This is a genomic window from Dyadobacter linearis, assembly GCF_907165045.1.
Taxonomy (GTDB): domain Bacteria; phylum Bacteroidota; class Bacteroidia; order Cytophagales; family Spirosomataceae; genus Dyadobacter; species Dyadobacter linearis.
Genome location: NZ_CAJRAU010000005.1, coordinates 308,774 through 333,329, shown reverse-complemented (window position 1 = coordinate 333,329; position 24,556 = coordinate 308,774). Strand labels below are relative to the sequence as shown.

25 protein-coding genes are annotated in these 24,556 nt (G+C 45.8%); 12 read left to right on the top strand and 13 right to left on the bottom strand.

Annotated elements, in window-relative coordinates:
- Positions 1-17 precede the first annotated feature (17 nt).
- The 3 genes from KOD92_RS18450 (at position 18) to KOD92_RS18440 (ending at position 3,569) form a co-directional block, all read left to right on the top strand.
- On the top strand, positions 18-689 hold the full coding sequence (locus tag KOD92_RS18450; protein WP_215235058.1) for a succinate dehydrogenase cytochrome b subunit: 672 nt from the start codon (positions 18-20) through the stop codon (positions 687-689).
- Positions 690-754: 65 nt separating this feature from the next.
- Positions 755-2,743 (top strand): fumarate reductase/succinate dehydrogenase flavoprotein subunit, encoded by a 1,989-nt coding sequence (locus tag KOD92_RS18445; RefSeq protein ID WP_215235057.1) that lies wholly within the window; start codon positions 755-757, stop codon positions 2,741-2,743.
- 73 nt (positions 2,744-2,816) lie between these two features.
- Complete coding sequence (locus KOD92_RS18440; RefSeq protein ID WP_215235219.1) at positions 2,817-3,569, top strand: succinate dehydrogenase/fumarate reductase iron-sulfur subunit; 753 nt, start codon at positions 2,817-2,819, stop codon at positions 3,567-3,569.
- A 77-nt stretch (positions 3,570-3,646) separates the two neighbouring features.
- Here KOD92_RS18440 and KOD92_RS18435 read toward each other — a convergent pair whose 3' ends face one another.
- The 4 genes from KOD92_RS18435 to KOD92_RS18420 form a co-directional block, all read right to left on the bottom strand.
- Positions 3,647-4,270: an OmpH family outer membrane protein gene (locus tag KOD92_RS18435; RefSeq protein ID WP_215235056.1), complete on the bottom strand. Its 624-nt coding sequence runs from the start codon at positions 4,268-4,270 to the stop codon at positions 3,647-3,649.
- 100 nt (positions 4,271-4,370) lie between these two features.
- Positions 4,371-4,718: a hypothetical protein gene (locus KOD92_RS18430; RefSeq protein ID WP_215235055.1), complete on the bottom strand. Its 348-nt coding sequence runs from the start codon at positions 4,716-4,718 to the stop codon at positions 4,371-4,373.
- 7 nt (positions 4,719-4,725) lie between these two features.
- Positions 4,726-7,164, bottom strand: coding sequence for a penicillin acylase family protein (locus tag KOD92_RS18425; RefSeq protein ID WP_215235054.1), 2,439 nt, complete (start codon positions 7,162-7,164; stop codon positions 4,726-4,728).
- Between the two features lie 33 nt (positions 7,165-7,197).
- Positions 7,198-7,926 carry a copper homeostasis protein CutC gene (locus KOD92_RS18420; RefSeq protein ID WP_215235053.1) on the bottom strand — a complete coding sequence of 243 codons (729 nt, stop codon included), beginning with the start codon at positions 7,924-7,926 and terminating at the stop codon, positions 7,198-7,200.
- A gap of 296 nt (positions 7,927-8,222) precedes the next feature.
- Between KOD92_RS18420 and KOD92_RS18415 the strand changes: the two genes are divergently transcribed.
- Together KOD92_RS18415 and KOD92_RS18410 are read left to right on the top strand one after the other, a co-directional pair.
- A complete protein-coding gene (locus KOD92_RS18415) occupies positions 8,223-8,444 on the top strand; it encodes a DUF2795 domain-containing protein (protein ID WP_013927448.1) in 222 nt (73 codons plus the stop codon).
- A 180-nt stretch (positions 8,445-8,624) separates the two neighbouring features.
- The gene (locus tag KOD92_RS18410; protein ID WP_215235052.1) at positions 8,625-9,278 is read left to right on the top strand and encodes an AlbA family DNA-binding domain-containing protein; all 654 of its coding nucleotides are present in this window, start codon (positions 8,625-8,627) and stop codon (positions 9,276-9,278) included.
- 58 nt (positions 9,279-9,336) lie between these two features.
- Here KOD92_RS18410 and KOD92_RS18405 read toward each other — a convergent pair whose 3' ends face one another.
- Both KOD92_RS18405 and KOD92_RS18400 read right to left on the bottom strand, forming a co-directional pair.
- Positions 9,337-9,681, bottom strand: coding sequence for a DUF3127 domain-containing protein (locus KOD92_RS18405; protein ID WP_215235051.1), 345 nt, complete (start codon positions 9,679-9,681; stop codon positions 9,337-9,339).
- 77 nt (positions 9,682-9,758) lie between these two features.
- A complete protein-coding gene (locus KOD92_RS18400) occupies positions 9,759-10,898 on the bottom strand; it encodes a cystathionine gamma-synthase (RefSeq protein ID WP_215235050.1) in 1,140 nt (379 codons plus the stop codon).
- Between the two features lie 141 nt (positions 10,899-11,039).
- Here KOD92_RS18400 and KOD92_RS18395 point away from each other — a divergent pair, with 141 nt between their 5' ends.
- The 5 genes from KOD92_RS18395 (at position 11,040) to KOD92_RS18375 (ending at position 15,828) form a co-directional block, all read left to right on the top strand.
- Positions 11,040-11,726 (top strand): TVP38/TMEM64 family protein, encoded by a 687-nt coding sequence (locus tag KOD92_RS18395; RefSeq protein ID WP_229254746.1) that lies wholly within the window; start codon positions 11,040-11,042, stop codon positions 11,724-11,726.
- A gap of 125 nt (positions 11,727-11,851) precedes the next feature.
- Positions 11,852-13,432, top strand: a complete 1,581-nt coding sequence (locus tag KOD92_RS18390; protein WP_215235049.1) for a sodium:solute symporter — start codon at positions 11,852-11,854, stop codon at positions 13,430-13,432.
- A gap of 70 nt (positions 13,433-13,502) precedes the next feature.
- Positions 13,503-14,480 carry a dihydrodipicolinate synthase family protein gene (locus KOD92_RS18385; RefSeq protein ID WP_215235048.1) on the top strand — a complete coding sequence of 326 codons (978 nt, stop codon included), beginning with the start codon at positions 13,503-13,505 and terminating at the stop codon, positions 14,478-14,480.
- Between the two features lie 30 nt (positions 14,481-14,510).
- Positions 14,511-14,834 (top strand): RNA polymerase sigma factor, encoded by a 324-nt coding sequence (locus tag KOD92_RS18380; RefSeq protein ID WP_215235047.1) that lies wholly within the window; start codon positions 14,511-14,513, stop codon positions 14,832-14,834.
- A 118-nt stretch (positions 14,835-14,952) separates the two neighbouring features.
- Positions 14,953-15,828, top strand: a complete 876-nt coding sequence (locus tag KOD92_RS18375) for an AraC family transcriptional regulator (protein ID WP_215235046.1) — start codon at positions 14,953-14,955, stop codon at positions 15,826-15,828.
- Positions 15,829-15,863: 35 nt separating this feature from the next.
- Here the strand turns inward: KOD92_RS18375 and KOD92_RS18370 are convergent, their stop codons facing one another.
- From KOD92_RS18370 to KOD92_RS18345, 6 genes are all read right to left on the bottom strand, one after another.
- Positions 15,864-17,159, bottom strand: a complete 1,296-nt coding sequence (locus KOD92_RS18370; protein ID WP_215235045.1) for an MFS transporter — start codon at positions 17,157-17,159, stop codon at positions 15,864-15,866.
- A 24-nt stretch (positions 17,160-17,183) separates the two neighbouring features.
- Complete coding sequence (locus KOD92_RS18365; RefSeq protein WP_215235044.1) at positions 17,184-17,963, bottom strand: alpha/beta hydrolase; 780 nt, start codon at positions 17,961-17,963, stop codon at positions 17,184-17,186.
- Positions 17,956-18,219, bottom strand: a complete 264-nt coding sequence (locus KOD92_RS18360) for a type II toxin-antitoxin system RelE family toxin (RefSeq protein WP_215235043.1) — start codon at positions 18,217-18,219, stop codon at positions 17,956-17,958. The genes KOD92_RS18365 and KOD92_RS18360 overlap by 8 nt, the downstream gene beginning before the upstream one ends.
- Positions 18,212-18,403, bottom strand: a complete 192-nt coding sequence (locus tag KOD92_RS18355; RefSeq protein WP_215235042.1) for a hypothetical protein — start codon at positions 18,401-18,403, stop codon at positions 18,212-18,214. Before KOD92_RS18355 ends, KOD92_RS18360 begins: the two co-directional genes overlap by 8 nt.
- A gap of 87 nt (positions 18,404-18,490) precedes the next feature.
- A protein-coding gene (gene prfB / locus KOD92_RS18350; RefSeq protein WP_215235041.1) for a peptide chain release factor 2 occupies positions 18,491-19,565 on the bottom strand; the annotation gives its coding sequence in 2 pieces (ribosomal slippage) (positions 18,491-19,504 and positions 19,506-19,565; 1,074 coding nt in all).
- Between the two features lie 63 nt (positions 19,566-19,628).
- Positions 19,629-20,015: a four helix bundle protein gene (locus KOD92_RS18345; RefSeq protein ID WP_215235040.1), complete on the bottom strand. Its 387-nt coding sequence runs from the start codon at positions 20,013-20,015 to the stop codon at positions 19,629-19,631.
- A 214-nt stretch (positions 20,016-20,229) separates the two neighbouring features.
- Here KOD92_RS18345 and lpdA point away from each other — a divergent pair, with 214 nt between their 5' ends.
- Both lpdA and KOD92_RS18335 read left to right on the top strand, forming a co-directional pair.
- Positions 20,230-21,627, top strand: a complete 1,398-nt coding sequence (gene lpdA / locus KOD92_RS18340; RefSeq protein WP_215235039.1) for a dihydrolipoyl dehydrogenase — start codon at positions 20,230-20,232, stop codon at positions 21,625-21,627.
- Positions 21,628-21,765: 138 nt separating this feature from the next.
- Positions 21,766-23,520 (top strand): ATP-binding protein, encoded by a 1,755-nt coding sequence (locus KOD92_RS18335; RefSeq protein ID WP_215235038.1) that lies wholly within the window; start codon positions 21,766-21,768, stop codon positions 23,518-23,520.
- A 15-nt stretch (positions 23,521-23,535) separates the two neighbouring features.
- On the opposite strand, the gene KOD92_RS18330 is transcribed toward KOD92_RS18335, so the two are convergent.
- A complete protein-coding gene (locus KOD92_RS18330; RefSeq protein WP_215235037.1) occupies positions 23,536-24,534 on the bottom strand; it encodes a polysaccharide deacetylase family protein in 999 nt (332 codons plus the stop codon).
- Positions 24,535-24,556 lie beyond the last annotated feature (22 nt).

Below are 24,556 nucleotides of genomic sequence, written 5' to 3'. Positions count from 1 at the left end.
AACCATTTGTGTTTCATATGTCGTGGTTTTCACAAACGTTAACGAGCTCTATCGGCAAAAAGCTTCTGATGGCTCTTACCGGACTTTTTTTAATTAGCTTTCTGGTCATTCATGCGACCATTAATGCGATGATCTTTTACAATGACGGGGGCGAAACTTTCACTCATTGGGGTCACTTTATGGGTACGAACCCGATCATCCGCACACTCGAAATCGTGTTGGTTGCCGGCTTCCTTATTCACATTGCCGACGGTCTTATTCTTTGGAAAAATAACAGGGAGGCGCGTCCGATCGGTTATGCTGTCAACAACCGTTCTGCGAACAGTACCTGGTATTCGAGAAGTATGGGCTTGCTGGGTACGCTGCTGCTGATCTTTTTGGTCATTCACACGGCACATTTCTGGATTCCTAACCGTTCTAATCAGTTTGCGACCGGAGAAGAGCTCAATTTGTATCAGATGATGCTGGACATTTTCCAGAATATCTGGGTGGTGCTGATCTATGTCGGCGGATGTATCTCATTGTTCTGGCATTTGCTGCACGGTTTCAAAAGCGCATTTCAGTCACTGGGCTGGAACCACGTGAAATACAACGGTATCATTTCGTTTGTAGGAACAGCATTTTCAATCGTTATTCCGCTACTTTTTGCGTTGATGCCAATCTCCATGTATCTCGGGTGGGTTAAATAAAACGAGTGCCGGTTAATGCCGGTGATTCTTTTTTCTTTTCAAAATTTCGATTAAATAAAAATAATATGGCGACTTCTTCTCGTCTGGATGCCAAAGTACCTCAGGGCCCACTGGAAACTAAATGGAGTAAATACCGTTCTTCCGTACCTCTGGTAAATCCTGCGAACAAACGTAATCTTGATATAATAGTAGTAGGAACCGGTTTGGCAGGTGCATCTGCCGCTGCCACGCTGGCAGAGCTGGGATATGCAGTAAAAGCCTTTTGTTTTCAGGATTCACCACGCCGTGCGCACTCAATTGCTGCACAGGGAGGGATCAATGCAGCAAAAAACTATCAGAATGACGGTGACTCGGTTTACCGTCTTTTTTATGATACGATCAAAGGAGGTGACTATCGTTCCAGAGAAGGAAATGTGCACCGCCTCGCCGAAGTATCAGGTAGTATTATCGATCAATGCGTAGCTGCCGGCGTACCATTTGCGCGTGAATATGGCGGCTTGCTTTCTAACCGGTCATTTGGTGGAACCCAGGTACAAAGAACATTTTACGCAGCTGGTCAAACTGGTCAGCAGCTGCTTCTAGGCGCGTATTCAGGTTTGCAGCGCCAGGTTGGTATGGGTACTGTAAAAATGTACAACCGCCACGAAATGCTGGATATCGTAAATATCGATGGTAAATGCCGCGGTATTATTGCCCGTAACCTGGTTACAGGCGAGCTGGAAAGACATGCTGCACACGCGGTATTGCTTTGCTCGGGCGGTTATGGTAACGTTTTCTACCTGTCGACGAATGCTATGGGTAGCAATGTGACGGCGGCCTGGAAAGCACACAAACGTGGCGCATTCTTCGGAAATCCGTGTTTTACACAAATTCACCCTACTTGTATTCCGGTATCAGGAGAGCATCAATCGAAGCTTACGCTGATGTCCGAATCACTTCGTAATGATGGCAGGATATGGGTGCCAAAAGCTAAAAACGATACACGTCCCGGCAACGAGATTCCTGAGGAAGAACGTGATTACTATCTTGAAAGACGTTACCCTGCATTCGGTAACCTAGTGCCGCGTGATATCGCTTCGCGTGCTGCCAAGGAACGTTGCGATGCAGGTTATGGAGTAGGTAGTTCAAAACTGGCTGTTTTCCTTGACTTTGCTGCCGCGGTAGAACGTTATGGTAAAGCGGAAGCCAATAAGAATAACATTCATAATGCCTCCGATTCGGATATTATTGCCTGGGGTAAGGCGGTTGTGAAAGAGAAATATGGTAACCTGTTCGATATGTACAAGCAGATCACAGGTGAAGATCCATATCAGGTTCCAATGCGTATTTACCCGGCTGTTCACTACACAATGGGCGGGCTTTGGGTAGATTACAACTTAATGACCACTGTACCCGGACTGTATGCATTGGGCGAAGCGAATTTCTCGGATCACGGTGCAAACCGTCTGGGAGCTTCGGCGCTGATGCAAGGTTTGGCTGATGGTTATTTCGTGATCCCTTATACGATCGGATCTTACCTATCCAATGAGATCAGGACCGGGAAAATATCTACCGAACACGAAGCTTTTGTTAAAACAGAACAGGAAGTTCGCGAGCGGATTGAAAAACTATTGAAAATTCAGGGCAAAACATCTCCTGAAGTATTCCACCGTCGTCTGGGTAAGATCATGTGGGATAAATGCGGAATGGCGCGTAACGAGCAGGGATTGAAAGAGGCGATCATAGAAATACGCCAGCTTAGAGAAGAGTTCTGGAGCGATGTGAAGGTAATGGGAACAGCTACCTACTTCAATCCTGAGCTGGATAAGGCGAACCGCGTGGCCGATTTTATTGAATTAGGAGAGTTGATGTGCATTGATGCCCTGACCAGAAATGAATCGTGTGGCGGTCACTTCCGGGAAGAATACCAGACTGAGGAAGGCGAGGCAATGCGGGACGACGAAAACTTCATGTTTGTGTCGGCCTGGGAGCATAAAGGACCGGAGGAATGGGAATTGCATAAGGAGGAGCTGATCTATGAGAACATCAAGATTGCCCAGAGGAGTTATAAATAATTAATAAGGCCGGATCCTGTCCGGGTGTACAATTTTCACAGCGTAAAGAATATAGATAGATATGGAAGGAAATATGAGCTTGTCTCTGAAAGTTTGGAGGCAAAGTAATAAAGAGACAGCGGGTGGTTTTGAAAACTACAAGCTGGATAGCGTTTCCCCTGATATGTCATTCCTTGAAATGTTCGATGTGTTGAACGAACAACTCATTGAAGAAGGAAAAGAACCGGTGGCATTTGACCATGACTGCCGGGAAGGGATTTGCGGATCTTGCTCTATGTACATTAACGGCCGGCCTCACGGTCCGCTGAGAGGGGTTACTGTTTGCCAGCTGCACATGCGTTCCTTTAATGATGGGGATACCATCGTGGTTGAACCGTGGAGAGCACAGGCTTTTCCGGTAATTAAGGATCTTGTTGTTGACCGTGACGCATTCGACCGGGTTGTTTCTGCGGGCGGATTTATCTCTGTCAATACAGGTAATGCACAGGATGCTAATAGTTTGCCAATTCCAAAAGAAGCGGCTGACGATGCATTTTCAGCGGCAGCTTGTATCGGGTGCGGTGCTTGCGTAGCTGCTTGTAAAAATGCTTCTGCGATGCTTTTTGTTTCTGCTAAAATCTCTCAGCTTGCATTGTTGCCGCAAGGCCAGGCCGAACGCAGCATTCGTGCCGAGAAAATGGTGGCACAGATGGATGCAGAAGGTTTTGGAGCGTGTACCAATACAGGAGCTTGCTCGGCTGAGTGCCCGAAAGAGATCAGTATGGAGAATATCGCACGTATGAACAGAGAATATATCGGCGCGAAGTTCTCATCTTCCGCAGTTTAGTTTTTAGAGTTAGTACCAACAAAAAAGCTGGCGGTTCATTTGAACCGCCAGCTTTTTTGTTATCCTGAGACTTATCTTTATTTCTTTTTGGTCGAGTCAGCTGCTGCTGGCTTACCGTCTGATTTGTATTCTTTATTCAATCCGTCAAGGATCTTCTGAGTTACATCCAAAGAAGGATTTGCAAAAAGGATACCACCGCCCAGCGAATAGCCAAGCACGAATTCGTAGCCATTTTCCTTATTGTATTTGTCAATGTAAGAGCGGATGTTTTTGTAAAGCTCCTCATTTTTCTTAGCCTCTTCCTGACCAAGTGCCTGCGCCGACTGATCGCGGTATGCCATCAGATCCTGCTGCTTTTTCATCAACTGCGCTTCTGTGGACCTTGCTTGCTCGGGCGTCATAGTCTGCGCCTTTTGCTGGAAGAAAGCCACTTCATTTTGCAATGAACGTCCTTTGGTATTCAGTTCATTTTCCAGTTGGAAATTCTTGTTCTCAAGTTCTTTTCTGGTATCCTTGAAGAACTCATAATTTTTCAGAAGTGAGTCTACCTGAACATAAACTGTTTTACGGCCTGCTACTACATTACCATCTGCAACTGAACCTGAATCGGCTGACGGCTTACCTGAAAAGTGAAGGAAAAAAAGTACTGCTACGGCCAACGAAAGCACTATGTTCCAGATTAACGAAGTATTATTGTTCACGTTTTTAAAGTTTATATTTTTTGAACGAGCCGCAAAGATAAGGATTTGTGTTTAAGTACAATGAATAAAACCTGACCTTAAAACCATCGTTTTTACAGGATCAGCTACCTTGTTCCCGGGTGAAAATATTCCTGACCAAAAATCCTGAAAGTCCTGCAAAACCGGCTACCAGTCCGCCTATCGCGGCACTTACAAACAGAAGAAGCAGTCCGTTTGGCAGAAAGAATATCTCCGCGATACGGTCAGAAATAGCGCCATTTGAAACCAGATGTAAATAGTAACCGTAGCCCAGCCAAAGTGCACCCACAGCGAGGAAGCTGATCCAGAAAGAGTTGAATGCAGCAGTGGGTCGCCATAAATGGATTGCAAAAGGAACCACTGCTATTACCCACCAGGGAGAAAACACTTGCAGCAATGCGGTGACCAGCAAAATGATAATGAAATTCATAATCGACCTATTTCTTTTTGAATGTGATCCGGGATGTTATGCGGGGATTCTGCTGGTCGGGCGAAGTCAGGAATAGCAGTTCGTTGAGTTCTCCCTTTTCCCATTTACCCAAAAGGTTGAGGTAATACGGACTACCCGGGTTGCCCGATTGCCCGCCTGGGTAAATACCGTAAGCGCGTGGTGTGGGGCCCAGTTCTACCACCATTCGCCACGACGGCCCGTGCCTTTTGGTAGTCGCATTTACGATCCCGCTCCCACCGCCCGTCGTGATCGGCGGCGCATTGAATGCTTTCAGACTCCGGCTCAAATGCCTTATCTCCGCACCTTTCACTTTCGACCACTGCCACGTGGGGCTCATATTGCCGTGTTGTTCGGTTAATGTTTTCAGTGTGGACTTGAAGCTGCTGTAAACGATATCTTTCATCGTTTCCTTTTCGGGTGTATTTATATTGTCAAACCACTTTTCGTTGGGTTGTTTCAAGATCAGGTACAGTGTGCGGTCACGTGTGGGGAGCTCTGTGCCGAACTCGTCACTCCATATCATATTCCTTAAAACAGGAACCCATTCTTCAAAGATGGCTGCCGCAACGGAGTTGGGTGTATTTTGATAGTCCCAGTTGGTCAGGATGATCTTGGCGGCTTTTTCACCGGGCGATAATGCAGTCGTAGCAAGTACATCGAGTAGTTTTGGTAAAATGGTTCTTGCCAAAACACTGAAATTGTCGTTTTGAAGTGACCGCAGACTGTCCGCATTCGCCTGTGACATCGCCGCTAATCTTTCATTGATCCTTATACCCCGCTCGGAAGGCGCAAAAACCCAGTTGATATAATAAGGATAAGTCGGATCCGTACTCGACTGGTTGGCACTGCTAACGAAACCGCGCTCAGGATTTTTCACAAATGGATTTTGCGCTGCTGGAATCCAGCCTTGCCAATCTTCTGATGGGGAAGTACCGTCGAGTACAAATTTTCCCTGTTCCTTATATTTAACCGGAAACTTCCCATTGACCGTCAATGCGATATTTTTGCTATTGTCGGCAAATACAAAGTTCTGCGCCGGGCCCACATAACGTGCCATCGCAGCGCGGTAATCGTCATAATTCTTTGCCTTATTAAGCTGGTAAAAGGCCATAAAACTATTTCCCGGCTCGTGCCCGATCCATTTCAATGCAAGGTTCGGAAGTTTTTCAGCAGTATTGTCAAAATCTGTTACCGGTCCGTGATGAGTATAGATAACGTCTTCGATCACAGGTTTTTCACCCTTAACGTAGATCGTCTCTTTCCTGGATCTGGTCGGTTTCCACTGGTTATCATGCCAGTACTGCGACCGGGAAGCATCCTTGAATTTTATTTTATAGAGGTCAAAAACATCAGCATCCACATTGGTCACACCCCAGGCTACATTTTGATTAAAACCAATAATCACACTCGGAATCCCGGGCAGCGACACGCCGTATACATTCATTTCGGGCGAATGCAGCTGTACCTGGTACCAGATTGACGGTAATGTGAGTTCCAAATGCGGATCGTTGGCGAGGATCGGGTAGCCGGTAATTGATTTTTTTGCGCTCACCGCCCAGTTGTTACTCCCGATCCCTTCTATTTTCGGTGTCCGTTCCGGCAATGCCGTGCGTGGACGTTTGAATAAATTATCAGACTGAAATACAACAGAAGTATCCGTTTTTTCAGGGATAGTCAGCGGCTCAAAGTCCCATTTTGTACCCGAGGGAATAACCGGACTTTCCTGTAATAGGGGATAATTCGGATAAATTTGATCAATTACGCCCTTTCCATATTTTTTCAGAAGCTCTGTCATAGCGACTTCGTTTGACCGGCCGGCCAGCGTGAGCGTCATTTGTTCGAGCATATATAGGGTATTGATCGGCTTCCAGGGTTCGGGCTTGTAACCGAGCAACTTGAATTCGATTGGGTAGTCTTTAGGTGCAAGCTGATTAATATAGGCATTCACTCCCGCCGTGTAGCCAAGTAAAGCGGTTCGGGACTGGGGCTCGCTCATCGCAATTTTGAAGTTCGCTTCCGCGCCGTAACCCATTCCCAGTCTTCTGCTTTGCTGATCCATTTCAATTGTTACCCGCCCTAGAATTTCCGACAGCCGGCCAGACGCAGCGCGGGTTTGCAGGTCCATTTGCCACAAACGATCTTTTGCAGTAATGTAACCCTGTGCGTAAAACAGGTCAAAGTCATTTTTGGCAAAAATATGAGGCACGCCCGAATCGTCGAAACGTATTGTTACTTCACTTTGCAAGCTGTCGAGCTTTAAGATCAGTTCACTCTTCGGGTCAGCAAGGCGCTCACCATTTTGCCCAAAACCTGAGAATGGACTAAGAAACGGGCCGAGCGCAGGAGCCGGGCCGAGCGGCTTTCCCAAAAGATACACAAGTCCAATGGCGATGGCCAGAGAAATGAATGCTTTAACAAACTTCATAGAGAGGGAAGCTTTTAAAAAAAAGGCGCTAAATCACGAAACTACTTGAACAATAGCCTCTATCAACCCCAGGTCACTATACAAGACGGAACGCTCGTCAGGCGATTCGCCGGCCATTGAAATGTTTTCGGGGAAATACTTTTGCCTTCCCGGCCGGAACGCTTTGGCCGTAAGGTGCAGGGAATGCACACCGGCGGCTGCGAGTTCGGCTGCGTTACCTGCATTCACGCCACCGCCAGCCATAATTTCAATCGCGCCACCTGCGGCTTTTGATAAGCTTGCGAGTAGTTCAATACCCTGAGGAGCATTAGGTTGCTGGCCTGAGGTCAATATTCGTTCGGCGCCTGTCGCTATTACTGCTTTCAATGCTTTGTGTGGATCCGGAGTAAGGTCGAATGCGCGGTGGAAAGTGACTTTCATTGGCGCGGCATATTCAACCAATGCTTTTGTGCGGGCTACATCTACCTGACCGTCGGCAGTGAGCACGCCCAGTACCACGCCGTTTGCGCCCAGTTTTTTAGCGAGGTCAATGTCTTTTCTCATGATTTCTTCTTCAAAAAAATCATAAACAAAATCGCCACCCCTCGGCCGGATCATTACATAAACGGGTATATCAATATGTTGCTTAACGATCTCGATAAGGCCGGCGCTTGGAGTAGTTCCGCCTTCGCCCAGGCCGCCGCACAATTCTATCCTGCCGGCTCCGCCCGCCTGCGCATTAATACAGGATTCAAGCGAATAGGCACAAACTTCAATGGTCATAATATTTGTATTTGAAAACGAAGCGGGAATTTACAAAAAGGTTTTAGGGAAAGGGTGGGGTAGATTATAAATGATGCTGCACGCTACGAAATAGGGTATACATTTATATCCAAAACAAAATTCTGGATAAACCAGATTTGCCTATTCTGTTGATAAACAATTGGTTATATAGGTTAGTAAAATAATGTTTTTATATCAGCAATTATTTTTGTTTTTTTTCGCTTTAAGCTTTTAAAAGATGTCAAATTTTTTACTTTTGCAAAAAAGTAAAGTAACTATTAATAGGCGAAAACATTATGTACTGGACTCTCGAACTTGCATCGTACCTTGAAGATGCCCCTTGGCCAGCTACCAAAGACGAGCTAATTGACTTTGCAATCAGAACAGGCGCTCCGTTAGAGGTAGTTGAAAACCTACAGGAGCTGGAAGACGATGGTCAACCTTATGAAAGCATTGAGGAGATTTGGCCCGACTATCCCACCAAAGATGATTTCTTTTTTAACGAAGACGAATACTAAGAAAAACGACACTGAAAAGGTGTCGTTTTTTGTTTAAATAAGGCCCGCTTTTTTACGAAACTCGTCCCGAATATTTTTTTAATCCGGCAAAACGAATGTAAATTGTTTGCGTTAAGATAGGGGAGACGAGGATATAACCGAAGGTGAGTTTGTCATCACAGATATCAATCCATTCGACTAATGGAACTTCGATTGTTAAAAGAACTGGTAAAGAGGGGCGAGGGTGAGCATGTGGAATTCAAACTGAAATCCAGTCATCCCGAGAAGATTGTCCGCGAAGTTGTCGCTTTCGCCAATAGCGGCGGCGGCAAACTGTTTGTCGGAGTTGGTGACGATAAAACCATCAAAGGGCTGAAAGACGCAGATGAAGATGAGTTTACGCTCAGCCGCGCAATCGACAAATACATTTTCCCCAAAATAAGCTACAAAAAAGAGCGGGTTGCAGTGACCACGGATCGTGAGGTGCTGATCCTGACCATTCCCAGAAGCGTCGACAAACCGCATTATGTGGTCGACGATTCGGGTGCGAAGCAGGCTTACATCCGCGTTGAGGATAAATCCCTCCAAGCCAGCCGAGAAATGAAGGAAATAATGCGGCGCGGGCGCGGAGAGCGGGATATTCGCTTTCAATACGGAGACAAGGAACAGAAACTGATGAAGCTGCTCGATGAAAAGCAGTCGGTTACCGTGGATCTGTTTGCGACTGTGGCAGGTATTCCAAGAAAAATCGCGTCAAATACGCTGGTAGTAATGGTGCTGGCGAGGATCCTCGATGTGCATCCGCAGGAAATGATCGATAAGTTCACTATGTCGATGACTTATCAATCCCATTAAAGCAAATAAGCCGGCGAGACTATTGTCCCACCGGCTTATTTGCTTTATTCAGCGGAGATTAAAATGGCAGATCGTCCGAATCTTCACTGAAAGTAGTTACAGGAGGAAGCGGGCTGTTTCCCGACGAAGGTGCGCCGCCGCCGCTCTTGTCAACTTTCCACGCCTTTACTTCTGTGTACCAGCGCGAATTATACTCGCGGCTTTCCACGTCGATGGAGGCAGTTACCGAATCATTTATCTGCAAGTCAGCCTGGTCAATTTTGTCGCCCCAGAGGGAGATACAGACTTTCTTGGGATATTGAGAAGGTATTTCAAGGATAAATTCCTGTTTGCGCCACATTCCGTTCTTGCCTTGTCCGGTCACCTCAGGAAGCAAAGCGATCACTGTTCCCGTTAATTCCATTTATATTTTGATTTTTAGTGTTTGAAAATGCGATTTCAAAAGTAAGATTTTTGCTATGGAATGCCAAGCTGATCCTTTCAACCGATCGCCTGTTTCAGGTCTTCGATCAGATCTTCCACGTCTTCAATACCTACACTCAAGCGGATCAGCGTATCTTTCAAACCTACCTTTTCTCTTTCTTCTTTTGGAATACTCGCATGCGTCATGCTCGCGGGATGCGTACAAAGTGACTCGACGCCACCCAGCGATTCACCCAGTGAAAACAGTTTCAAACGTTCCATCGCAGCCACTGCTTCTTCATAATTGTCTCCTTTTAACTCAAAAGAAAGCATTCCCCCGAAATCCTTCATCTGCTTTTTGGCCAGTTCGTGTCCGGGATGAGAGAGCAAGCCGGGATAATACACGGTCGCTACTTTGGGATGTGCGGTCAGCCATTTTGCTATGGTCGAGGCATTTTCGCAATGTCGCTGCATCCGGATATGCAGCGTTTTTATTCCTCTTAATACCAAAAAACAATCCTGCGGTCCCGGTACCGCACCAGCCGCATTCTGGATAAATGCAAGTTGTTTTGCAAGCTCCGCGTCGCTGGTGATCAGCGCCCCCATGACCGTGTCCGAATGCCCGCCCAGGTATTTAGTAACCGAATGCATGACAATATCCGCTCCCATATCCAGTGGATTTTGCAAATAGGGGGATGCAAAAGTGTTATCTACCACACAAAGTACGCCGCTCGCTTTGCAGATACCCGCAACTTGTTCAATATCGATAATTCTAAGCAGCGGGTTAGTCGGCGTTTCAACCCACACCATTTTAGTATTGTCGGTGATCGCCTGTACTACATTGGCAGGGTCTGACATATCTATGAAGTTGAAAACCAGACCATAACCCTCGTAAATGCGCTTCATAATGCGATAGGTACCGCCGTAAATATCGTTGGTGACAATGATCTCGTCGCCAGGTCGAAATAATCGGAGCACTGCATCGGTTGCCGCCATGCCGGAAGCGAAACAGATACCATATTCTCCGTTTTCGAGTGCCGCAAGTGCCTGTTGCAGAGCTGTTCTCGTAGGGTTATGTGTTCTTGAATATTCATAACCCTTGTGTTTGCCCGGACTTTCTTGCACGTAGGTAGAAGTCTGGTAAATCGGCGTCATAATAGCACCGGTGGAAGGGTCAGGTGCTACGCCCGCGTGTATTGCTTTTGTTCCGAATTTCATTGAGAATTGTATTTTGCCAGAAGCTTGTTGATGTCGAAAAAATTAGGGTAAATCGTGTTGGAGGTAAGGTTATAAAAAACCTTTTACCTAAACAAGTGGTTATTCAAGTGGCGGGAGAGCATATAAAGCACAATATTATCCTTGGAAAAGTCTGCACCGAAACGGTTTTCATTACCAGTAGTTATCAGTGTGCTGATGACGGTAGTTCCGCTATTAACCACCTCGCTTCTTACTGCCTGGGCTATTAATCACGAGAAAATGCTGCGTGAAATGCCATTTGAATGGTGGCTTGGAATCACGTTGGCACTGACAATCGCATCTTCACTGGCACTCACTCCGCCCACATTTGTAGCGCTGGTTTACGGTTATTTTTTGGGTTGGAGTTCAATACCAATGCTTTTCGGAATGAATCTGGGCGCAATCGCACTGATCTATATTTCGGCCCGCTACCTCCACGCCACGTCTATCAGGGAACATTTAACTCGGGTTTATCCGCAGGTAGGAACCATGCTCGGCCGGTTTTATAAGAATGAACTGCGGCTGATATTCTTCGCAAAACTGTCACCTGTATTGCCTTTTGCGATCACCAATCTGTTTTTCGCAATGGCAGGCGCCCGCTTCAAGCAGGTACTTGCGGGCGGCACTTTGGGGATGATCCCGCGGACTGTACTTGCTGTGTGGGCGGGAAAAGAGGCGCAGGATATTCGCTATCTGCTCGAACATCCCAATGAAGGACTGGCAACCAAGATTATATTGATCGTGCTGATCATCGTTTCAACAGTCGGTATCGGCTATTTCTTTAAGGAAAAGAAAATAGTAAAGAAGTAGCCCGGAACTTCGAAAACAATTGTCTATTTTGATAAGATCGTACAATAATACGATACGAAACCATATAGAATCATTGACTTCATCCTGTTTCTTTGTGGTAAAGTTCTACTTGATCTAAAAATAGAATGAAATCCTTACCCTTCCTTGATCTTTTCATTGTAATAGCCTATCTGGCAGGAATGGTCGGTGTCGGGATATATTTTTCCAGAAAAAACACGACTGCGGACCAATTCACCAAAGCTTCCGGTAAAATTCCGGGCTGGGCGATCGGTATCAGTATTTACGCGACATTTTTAAGCAGCAATACATTTCTGGGGGTTCCTGGAAAAGCTTTTGGCAGCAACTGGAATTCATTCGTTTTTAGCTTGTCGATGCCACTTGCAGCCTGGGTTGCGACGAAGTTTTTCATTCCATTTTACAGAAGTACGGGCGCAGTTTCAGCTTATACCCATCTCGAACACCGGTTTGGGGCCTGGGCCAGGACTTACGCAGTAGCCTGCTTTTTATTGACGCAGTTAGCCCGCATGGGTTCGATTTTCTTTGGAATCGCATTAAGTCTCCAAGCGTTGACCGGCTACGACATGTCCACAATAATGGTGGTTGTCGGGGTTTGCATTGTCTTGTACACGGTAATGGGCGGAATGGAGGCGGTTATCTGGACTGAGGTTGTGCAGGGCGTGATTAAAACGGTCGGTGCGCTGGTTATCCTTTATCTGGTTGTTGACGGAATGGAAGGCGGCTTATCCAAAATTATGACAGTCGGAAATGCGGAGGGGAAATTTAGCCTGGGTAGTTTCGCGCCTGATTTCACACAATCCTCGTTTTGGGTCGTGCTTCTGTACGGGTTTTTCATGAACCTTAATAATTTTGGAATGGACCAGAATTACGTGCAGCGCTACCATACCACTACGTCAGTGAAGGAAGCGGCCGGCTCGGTTTGGCTGTGCGTATACCTTTATCTGCCGGTTTCGCTCATATTCTTTTTCCTCGGTTCATGTCTTTACGCCTATTATCAAAGTGAGCCTGCACTGCTTGAAACGATCAAAATGCAGGTTGCCGCCGAACGGCTACCAGGCGGGACACAGGCTGCGATCAGTAATCTGGCCGCGACACTGACTCCCGGCGATTACGGCGACAAGGTAATGCCGCATTTTATGGTTAACAAAGTGCCTGTTGGGCTGCTGGGGCTCATTATTGCAGCTATTATGTCGGCGGCGATGAGTACGATCAGTTCAGGAATGAATGCTTCTGCGACCGTTTTTTCAATTGATATTTATCAGAAGTACATTAAATCGGATCTCACTTCAAAAGAATCACTTCGGCTGCTTTACATTGCTACCACAGTTTTCGGGCTGCTTGGGATGATTACAGGCATTGCGATGATTGGTGTGAAAAGTGTGCTGGACGTGTGGTGGATGCTTTCTGGGATTTTCGCGGGTGGAATGCTCGGTTTGTTCCTGCTGGGAATTATTTCAAGACAAACAAAAAACGCGGAAGCTTTGACTGCAACGCTGATTGGAATTGCTGTCATTATCTGGATGACATTTTCGAATCAACTGCCCGACGAATATGCTTTTCTGCGCAATCCGCTCCATCAAAATATGATCATGGTGGTAGGAACACTTACTATTTTCCTGATCGGTCTGCTGCTGACAAAACTGAGAAAGCCGACATCAATCGAAAAGGAAATGGTTTTGGATAATTAAGAAATCGTTTTCATCCGGTTGGTTTTGCCGATGTTTTTTACTCAACATTATATTCTTAAAGCATTTTATTATGACGGCCACGAAACTCTCCTCTTCGCTTCCAAAGGGATTTATTCCCGTAATGCTCACGCCATTCCTTGAATCAGGAAAGGTTGATTTTGAAGGTTTGAAAATGCTGACCGAAATGTACCTCGACGCAGGCGCAGCAGGACTTTTCGCAAACTGTTTGTCGAGCGAAATGTTCGAACTGAGTGAATCCGAAAGACTGGAAGTTACTGCTACGGTAGTGACGCAAGTTGCAGGAAGGGTACCAGTGGTTGCAACGGGCACATTTGGAGGAGCCGTTGAGGAGCAAGCGGAATACGTTAAACGTATATACGATACCGGTGTTGATGCCGTTATCGTAATCACGGGTTTATTGGCAGATGAAAATGAGCCGGATTCTGTTTTTGCCTGGCAAGCCAGAAAGTTAATATCCCTTACTGAAAACATCCCGCTCGGATTTTATGAATGTCCGGTACCATATAAGCGTTTGATAGATAGTGCATTACTTGCAGAGCTGGTACGAACTGGGCGTGTGATTTATCATAAGGATACCTGCCTGGATATTCAGGAAGTGATTCGTCGGATCGAGGTTACGCAGGGTTTTAAGTTTGGGTTATACGATGCTTACATGGTGAATGCGGTCGCCTCGCTCAATGCAGGTGCGGCCGGATTATCCTGCATTCAGGGAAATATTTATCCCGAGCTGGTCGTGTGGATCTGTGAGAATTACGACAATGCGGAGCGAGCAGATGATGTAAAGAAGGTGCAGGAATTTTTCGTGGATTCGATGGAAATCGTACATACTGCCTATCCTGTAATCGCTAAATATTGTCTGCAAAAAAGAGGTTTTCCAATTTCGACCTATACCAGAAGAGAGGTGGATGAATTGACGGAAGATATTAAGCACCGGGCGGATCAGCTTCTTGAAGAAGTGGAAACGTTGCAAAATGAGCTGGGAATCAGGAATATATTCAAGGGTAATCTGGTGAGCCAGGTGAAATGAAGGATTAGCATACACACAAACAATTTGACTATGGACTTCCCCGATCGACAGATTTTACATCGGATTACCGAAGGAGACGAAGCCGCATTCATGCAGCTTTGCGGCTATTTTCATCTTCCCGCATTCAAATTGTGTACCGTAATTTTAAAGGATGACCAGGAAGCGGAGCTCGTTATCCGGAATGTATTTGAGAAGATCTGGGAAGAGCGGTCGGATCTGGAAACGAGGGAAAATTTCCAATCTTATCTATTTACCAACCTCAAAAACCAGATTTTTGTGCAAATGAAAAAGTACCAGGATCCCGCAGCCAGGCAGCAATACGTCGATAAAATACAGGTGTTATCAGGACAGTAGCTATATTTTGTAGTATTTTTTCAATTTTTATTCACTTTACCCCGATAGATAACGGGAACTTTTCCTTTTTAAATTGAGTAAGACAGCGCAACCTAAACCCTGTCTTAGGACAATTTAAATGAAACCTCATTTTCACAAAGTTCCGATACCTTCGCGAACTTCATTCAGTATCCGGCATGACAAGAACGCGGGCTTTGGGACAGTCTGGCACTACCATCCTGAGCTGGAACTGCATTTTCTGGTCAAAGGCAAAGGAGTACGTTTTATAGGAGACAGTATCACCAACTTTACCGACGGCGAATTGATATTGCTGGGAGAAAACCTGCCGCATACCTGGCGGGCGGAAGAAGGTGCAAGTGATGCGGCGGTGGAGGTTATAATCATCCATTTTCTTCCCAGTTGTCTGGGCGCTGATTTCCTGCTTCTGCCGGAAGCGTATCAGATCCCCAAATTATTTGAAAAGGCCAAGCGCGGTTTGCTGATCACAGGCGCTGCCAAAGAAAAAATCCTGCCACTCATGCGGGCGGCGGTTGATGCCGAAAACCTCGACCGACTCATCGCATTACTTTCCATACTGAAAATACTCGCAGAAACTTCGGAATACGAAACAATCGCTTCGGCGCACGCATTCTACAAATCGAATGATTCTGAAACACTGCGGCTGAACAAGATATACGCGTATACGCTTTCAAATTACCGGAGCGACATCTCTTTGCAGGACGTGGCGGCGATTGCAAATCTGGGTATCACTTCGTTTTGCAGGTATTTCAAATTAATGACAAAGAAAACCTATAATGATTTTCTGGTGGAGATCAGGATCAGTCAGGCTTGCAGGTTATTGATTGAAGACAAGCTGGCGACTGAGGTAATTTGTTTTGAGTGCGGTTTCAATAATGTCTCCAATTTTTACCGGCATTTCAAGAAAGTCACGGATATGACGCCCCTGGAATACAAGCGGAAGTATTTATACAAAACCTCACCAGAAATGATCTGATTATAGTACTATGCTATCAAAGAGCTACTTATGAATCAATCCTGCTCAATAAGGGAAGTGTGCTTCGTATCTTTCATCCGCACATAAATGATCAGAGAAGCGAAAATGCAAATGGTCACATACCAGTAATAGTAGCTTTCGTGACCCAGATTTTTGGCCCAAAGTGCCAGGTACTCAGCGGTCCCGCCGAATATAGCGACAGTGATAGAGTAGGGAAGGCCCACGCCCAATGCGCGAACTTCGACGGGGAAAAGTTCGGCTTTAACAACTGCATTAATAGAAGTATATCCGCTCACAATGATCAATGCGACCATTAACAAGCCAAAAGCAGACCACATATTGGTAGTGTGACTGAGCGTGGTAAGAAGCGGGTAAGTGAATATGGTACCCAAAACACCAAACGAAATCAGCAAAGGCTTCCTGCCGATCCGGTCACTGAGAGCTCCGAAAACGGGTTGCAGCATTGCAAAAATGAACAGCGAGCAGAAGGTCAGCATGGTCGATTGATACTTGGAAAGCCCAACGGTATTGACCAGAAATTTCTGCATATAGGTGGTGTAGGTGTAAAACGCCAGCGTGCCGCCCATCGTGAGCCCGATTACGACGAGGATCGCTTTCGGATGTTTAAGTAATTCTCTGAGTGAACCTTTCTTCTTCGCTTGCTGCTCTGTTGACTTAAATGCCTGTGTTTCATTCATATGCGCACGTAGGTATAGTGCGACGAGCGACAATATTGCGCCCAGAACAAACGGAATACGCCAGCCCCAGTCGTGCATTTGCTGGTCTGTCAGGAAGATATTCTGTAAAATCAATTGCAAGCCCAGCGCGATCAGCTGGCCGCCGATCAAAGTCACATATTGGAAGCTAGAAAAAAAGCCGCGTCGTTTTTCAGTCGCAACTTCGCTCAGGTAAGTGGCCGACGTGCCGTACTCGCCGCCCACACTCAGTCCCTGCAACAATCTCGCGATCAGTAACATAACGGGCGCGGCAATACCAATACTATTGTAACCCGGAAGAAATGCGATTAAAAGTGAGCCGAACGACATTAATAGAACGGATAATGTCATCGCTACTTTGCGACCTTTGGTATCAGCCAGTTTACCAAAAATATAGCCGCCTATTGGCCGCATCAGAAACCCCACCGCAAAAATCCCGGCTGTATTGATGAGCTGTACGGTGGGGTTGGAATCGGGGAAAAACGTGCTTGCAAAGTAGAGGGAAAAGGCCGAGTAAGCATACCAGTCGTACCATTCCACTAAATTTCCGGCGGAGCCGCCGATGATCGCTTTTAGTCGCCAGTTCGTGTCATTCTTGGGTAAAACCTGCTCCATACATGTAAAATGGTATTCGACAAGTTACTCAAATAAAGTACAAATCCACACGCCGGCTTTGGCAACTAATTGCGAGTGACCACTTTTCAAATGGACGATCTGATTTTTAGGAAGAAGTTTTGCAAGTGGGTCGACCGCTTTAAGTGTCAATAGTTTATCAAACTGGCCGGTGAAGTGAAAAATCCGGATATCGTTTTGGTTTGCGATCCCTATGATTTGAGGCATAGTGAAACGCAGGGCGCGAAAGGCAGTCCATGATTTGAAGATATTCTGCCGTTTCGAGGGTGTATTGAGCACATTTTCGGTAAAACGTACCAGACTGTTATTCACAATTCCCGTCTTTTTCAACAGCAGAATGGTTTTGAAAAATAATGCAGGCTTCTGCATTGTCCAGCGAAACAATGCCCGACCGGCCGCATTCCTAGTCGCGAGCGTATAAAGCGGGTTTTCTGAAATCCCGTCAGGTGCGACCAGGTAAGTGTTTTTAATTTTGTCGGGAAATGCTTCAAGCGTAGCCAATGCAAATCTCCCGCCCATACTGAAACCCATTACATCGAAATCTGAGATGTTATTTTGGGTTAAGAAGTCCACCAGAACAGATTTCCAGTGATCTTTGGTAACAATTTCCAGATCTGCATCTGCACTTTTACCGTGAAAGAAAAGATCGAATGCAAAAATAGTGTAGTGATCGCCCAGCGTATTTTCCAGAGTCTGAAAACAGCTTATTCCGTCCTGCCCAATCCCGTGAAATGCAAGAAGAATGCAGGAGCCGCGGCCGAGTCTGGTGAAATGCAGACTAGTCATAAGCTTCACGGCGATGCCTGACGCCAGAGATTTCAACTATCCGAATCGTGTCTTCAATCCAATAGAGGACTCGATAATCACCGATTCTGATTCGGTTAACATTTTTTGAAGCTACCAGCTTTTTATATCCGAATGGACGAGGATTTTCAGAGAGAGAAGCTATTGCTGCCAGGACTCTTTGTAGATCCAATTTTTGAAGTTTGCGGATTTCTTTTGCAGCGCTTTTAGAAACAACGATTTGATAATGCTCAATCATTAATTCTTCCTTCTGATTTCAATTGCGCAATCAGCTCTTCGAAGGGAATTGTATCTTCTCCTCTTCTTTCTTCCGCAGTCAGTGCATCCAGCAAATCTTCAACGATTTCACCGTGCTCCTTCAAGTTAATGATGAGATCGGTTTTCTGACCTTTTTCGTTAGTGATGTATCTGATACCAGTCATATCTCTGCTATTTGAAAGTAAATTAACCAAAAACACTAAAACCTCCAACCTGCGTTATCCTGCGGCGGTTGGAGGTTTATCGTACTATTAAGATTCCATCAAATAAGCCTTGATAAAATCATTGATCTCACCATTCAAAACTGCCTCTGTATTGGAAGTCTGGTGATCTGTTCTGTGGTCTTTTACGCGACGATCGTCCAAAACGTAGCTTCTGATCTGCGAGCCCCATTCGATTTTGCGTTTCGAAGCTTCCACTTCTGCACGGGCAGAGTTACGCTTTTCGAGCTCGATCTGATAAAGCCGTGATTTTAAAAGCCTGATCGCCACTTCTTTATTCATTAACTGAGAGCGTTCCTGCTGACAGGCGATGATAATGCCGGAAGGTTTGTGGTGCAAACGAACCGCAGTTTCCACCTTGTTTACATTTTGTCCACCAGCACCACCGGAACGATAAGTATCCCAGGTAATATCGGCCAGGTTCACGTCGATCTCGATATTATCGTCGGCGAGCGGATACACATAAACCGATGTAAATGAGGTATGTCGCCTCGCATTCGAATCGAAGGGCGAAATGCGGACAAGCCGGTGTACGCCATTTTCAGATTTCAGGTTTCCGTAAGCATATTCGCCGTCGATTTCCAACGTGACCGACTTTATTCCAGCCACATCACCATCCTGCAAATCCACCTCACGGACCTTGTATCCGTTTTTCTCCGCCCACATAATGTACATGCGCATGAGCATGGAAGCCCAATCCTGTGACTCTGTTCCTCCTGCGCCCGAGTTGATCTCGATCACAGCGGGCAGCTCATCACCCTCTTCCCCCATCATTTTCCGGAATTCGATTTCTTCCAGTTTATCAGAGAGCTTTTTGCCTTCTTCGTCTACCTCTTCTTCGGTAGCTTCGCTGGCATCATAAAATTCCCAGATGGTATCCAGATCGTCCCGTAACCGGGCCAGTTCCTCATATCCATTTGTCCAGAATTTCAGTCCGCGGATTTCCCGCATTGTTTTTTCGGCACGATCTGAATCACTCCAGAACTCAGGTTGAACAGTTTGCTGTTCAAGATCTTCTAGCTGTCTTTTTCGGTTATCGTAGTCAAAGATACCTCCCCAAAGCCTCTACGCGGGCCTTCAAGTCTTTCAATTGCTCTGCTGTCATTTGAAGTTTGAGTTTTGTTAAAAAAAAAGATTGTCACTTATGGTCATTACTTGTCATTTGTAGTCACTTATTGTTTTGGTGACTGCTTGATGACGTATTCGTTTTCCCTATTGTCTTAATGTAATTATTAAGTTTTAAGGACAAGGTGTCACAAAGATTAACTAAATACTTGAAAATCTCAGGGTCTATCAGATTCCGGCTTCGCGCTTTTGTTAGCCATGTTTTCGTTTCATATAAAGAACCTCGGGAATAAAAGCAAAAGTTCATATTTTCCTTAAAGTGATACCTGCCAAACCCTTCGGCAATATTTGCTCCAATAGAATCTGCTGCACGTACAAGCTGTTTTCCAATGGTATCCCTACTAAACGTGCTCCATTCCTGTACTACATTCCAAATCCTGTCCGATAACTCCATACTCAACTGATAAATTTGTAAGTCTTCCAATTTCATCGCCACCGAAGTTTCTATTAGGACGTCAAAACAGCAAAAAGTAACAGCCTGGCCTCACATTTATTTAAGCTAAAAAACAAGGAGTGACTACAAATGACAATGAATGACTACAATTGACCGTAAATGACCCAACAAAACGCTCATCCCTAACATTATTTATTACCTTTGCAGCAAAGTTTTTCCAACCCATTTTGTAAAATAAAAATACCAGAAAATGGCTCAAACATATGATGTGATTGTAATTGGTAGCGGCCCCGGGGGTTATCCCGCAGCTATTCGTGCTTCCCAATTAGGACTTAAAGTGGCAATTGTTGAAAAAGAAAGTTTAGGTGGAATTTGCCTTAACTGGGGGTGCATCCCGACCAAAGCACTCCTTAAAAGTGCTCAGGTGTATGAATATATCAAGCATGCCAAAGATTACGGTATCAATGTGAGCGACGCTTCGGCCGACTTCTCTGGCGTAATCAAACGCAGCCGCGGCGTGGCCGATTCCATGAGCAAAGGCGTTTCTTTTCTGATGAAGAAAAACAAGATCGACGTCATCATGGGCGCCGGTAAAGTGAAAGGTCAGAAAACGGTTGAGGTAACTGATAAAGAAGGTAAAAAAGTAGATTACACAGCTAATAAGGGTGTAATTATCGCAACCGGCGCTCGTGCACGTGAGCTGCCGAATATCAAGATCGACGGACAGAAAGTAATCGAATACCGCAAGGCGATGAGCCTGGAAAAACAACCTGCTTCGATGCTGGTAGTTGGTTCCGGCGCAATAGGAATGGAGTTCGCTTATGTGTATGCATCGATGGGCACGAAGGTGACTGTTGTTGAATTCCTGCCAAATCTGGTGCCGGTTGAAGATGAAGATATTTCAAAAGAAATCGCGAAGCAATACAAAAAACTGGGCATCGATACTTACGTGAATTCTACGGTTGAAAAAGTAGATACCAGCGGAAATGGTTGTGTAGTTTCAGTAAAAACACCGGAGGGACAGAAGTCTTTCGAAGTGGATGTGGTGCTTTCCGCAGCCGGAATTGTTGCTAACCTTGAAAATATCGGCCTGGAAGAAACCGGTATTAAAACAGATAAAGGCAAGATCACGGTCAACGAATGGTATGAGACCAGCGTTCCGGGATTTTATGCGATCGGCGACTGTACGCCTGGCCCTGCATTGGCCCACGTTGCTACAGTTGAAGGTATCATTTGCGCAGAAAAACTCGCAGGCCACAAAACAGAAGCATTGGATTACGGTAATATCCCAGGATGTACTTACTGTCAGCCTGAAATCGCTTCTGTTGGTTTCACCGAAAAGAAAGCACGCGAAGCAGGTTACGATATTAAAGTTGGTAAATTTCCATTCAAGGCTTCCGGAAAAGCGACTGCTGCCGGAGCCACAGATGGTTTCGTGAAAGTGATCTTTGACGCTAAATATGGCGAGTTCCTTGGCGCTCACATGATCGGGACCAATGTAACTGAAATGATCGCTGAAGTTGTGGTTGCGCGTCAGCTGGAAACTACTTCTCACGAGATATTAAGATCAATCCACCCGCACCCAACCATGTCAGAAGCGATTAAAGGCGCAACTGAGGCTGCTTACGGAGAAGCGATCGACTTGTAAGCAAGAAGTAATTTGATAAAATCGTAGGGTATTCATTCAATTGGATACCCTATTTTTTTGTCGAATTATGTAAATTTGGAAAGTGGTCGGGCAGTAAATGGCCCGCCGGATATACCCAGCGTTTAAAAAAATTGATTCTTGAATAGTGCTAATTACACAGGTAACTTCAACGAATTGTGGAAAAGCGAAAGCGAGATTAAGTCACGTTGGAGCAATCTGACCTTCTGTTTTGCTTACCTGATCGGTTATCCGGCAACCGCATTCCTCTATTATTTAAGAAATGATCCCGCCTTCCCGCTTATTTTGCGGGCTGAGCTCGTTTTCAGCGCTATCGGGCTGATTTTTTTGTTTCTGCACTTTCGCGGAAAAATTACGGCGCAAAGGGCATCGCTGTTCGTATACCTGACCCTACTACCGGTACACGCGTATATTCTGGCCTGCGTTCCGCATACTACCTACGATCGCGCCTCTTTCAATATGACGCTTGGCCTTATCTTCTCATTCGTCGTACTCAGGTGGCCGGGGAAAGATGCTTTTATCGTCACAATGCTGGTAGTCCTGCTGTTTCCATCCGCGCTTTATCTCGGGCATCCGTCCTATTTTTATCAGTTTATGGGGCAGGGAGGGCTGTTTTTCTTTTTGGGTCAAATGCTTTTTCCTTTCGTCATGTATTTTACAGACAAGCGGAATAAGCGTGACTTCTATTACAGATATTCACTTGCAGAGCAGAATGAGAAACTGGAAAAACAGAAGCAGATAGCTGAAAGTGCAACTTTGGCCAAGTCGGAATTTTTGTCGACGATGAGCCACGAAATCCGTACGCCATTGAATGGTATCGTCGGGATTGTGCATTTGTTGCAGGAAAATGAGTCAAGAAGCGAAGACGAAAAAGAGCTGATCGAAACATTGAAATTTTCTTCGACGCATTTAATGGCTGTCGTAAATGATATTCTCGATTTCAATAAGATCAATTCCAATCATGTCAAGCTGCACCCGGCTGTTTTTGATCTGGAAGAGTTGCTGAGAAACCTGTATAACAGCTTTTTGCCCCGGGCGAGAGAGAAGAATCTGGAACTGCACTTTGAGCATCCCGAGCAGCTCCCGCTCATTCACGCCGATCAGGTAAGGTTAAGTCAGGTGATCACCAATCTTGTCCACAATGCAGTTAAATTCACAGATGAGGGATTTGTGAAAGTTTCGGTGACCGAAGCGGGCAGGACGGAAAACGAGATACGGCTAGAATTTTCAGTTGCAGATAGTGGAATAGGCATTTCAGAAGAGCTGCAATCCCATGTATTTGAGATATTTACGCAGGTAAGAAGTCTGGTGAAGCGGCAGGACGGCGGTACAGGATTGGGGCTGGCTATTTCGAGGGAATTGGTGCGGTTGTTTGGAGGCGAGCTGAGATTGAAAAGTGAGATAGGAAAAGGATCCGTCTTTTCATTTCAGCTCGAACTACCCTATTCGCTGCCAGCGATTTTGCCCCAAAAAAACACTGTTAAAGGCAGTGTACCAACTATTTCTTCCAGCGCAAGGATACTTCTGGTTGACGACAATGCGACGAACTTAATGCTCGCGACCAGGCTACTCGAAAGAAAAAGCATTCCATTTGATATCGCGTCGGATGGAAAACAAGCTCTTGATTTATACCTTTCAACACGTTATAACCTGATTTTCATGGACCTGAGAATGCCGGTTATGGACGGTTTTGAGGCAACCAGGTTAATCAGGGAAAAGGATGCGAATATCCCGATCGTCGCGCTCACCGCCTCTGCATTTGAGGACGAGCGCGAACGTGCGCTCGCTAGTGGTTTTAGTAATTATCTGATAAAACCATTCCTTCCTGACGATTTTTATAAGATTGTTTATGCTGAAATAGAGATCGACAATTAAGTCTAAAAGTACCCGCTACTTCACTTTCTGCCGACGCTGCATTGCCTCCCGCCACGTCGTCAGCACGATACCTTCTTTCTCAATATACTTCTTCAACTCCGGGTCGATCATCGCCAGAAAATCACCCTCTCTCGTCGGCCACGAATCTGATATTTTTGGGAAAACTTCCGTGTGAATGGTACAATGCATGATTACCATCGTAAGTCCGGGCTTCAACTTTCCGAATGCTTCTATGTATTTGCCAGTCTTGTATTGCTGCATTGCTTTATCCGACTTATCCCCATTTTCAGGCCCCTTCCAGCAGTAGCTGCTGTTTTCAAGATCGTCAAGTACCGGCAGGCCCGCATTCCAGAGTTGTTTTCCGATCTTTTGCGTCATCTCAAATTGATCGCTGATCATTTTCTCCACCTCTTTGATAGCAGTATTGTGCCCGCCCGGAAACATCACCGGGATCTTTTCCTGCATTCCTACCTTCAAATATCTTTCCATGAATTCTGGCGTGGCGAACAGTGTTCCCATATGCGAATCGAGGTGCGTGGGTTCGAAACCCATCGTGCGTGCCCGGTCAAGCTGCGCACGGATTTCCTGCTCTACTTCATCGGGAGAGGCGTTTTTCACTACTTCTGCCACGCTGCGCCACAATGCACCTTCTGGATCTGTCAGCCCTTTTACCTGCTGCTTTCCGGCCAAAGGTCCCCATCGATAGTCTTTCCATTCGGAGGTTAAAGTCAAATGCAGTCCGGCGTCGAGGTCTTTATTTTCTTTCCAATAATTAACAAAACCAGGTACCCAGCCGCAAGGCATCATCACGCTTAGCGAATTGGCAACTCCCTCGCGGATCGCCCGGATCGCGCCCTCGTTGGATTCGTACGACATCCCCACATCATCGACGTGAATGATCAATACTTTTTTACCTTTCGGATAACCCAGCTTCTCCGCATAAGTCTGCCCGCTATCCTGCGAATAGGCAACAGTTGAAACGCAGATCATTATCAAAAGCAGTGTTATGTTCATCCTACATTTGTTTAAGTTTATG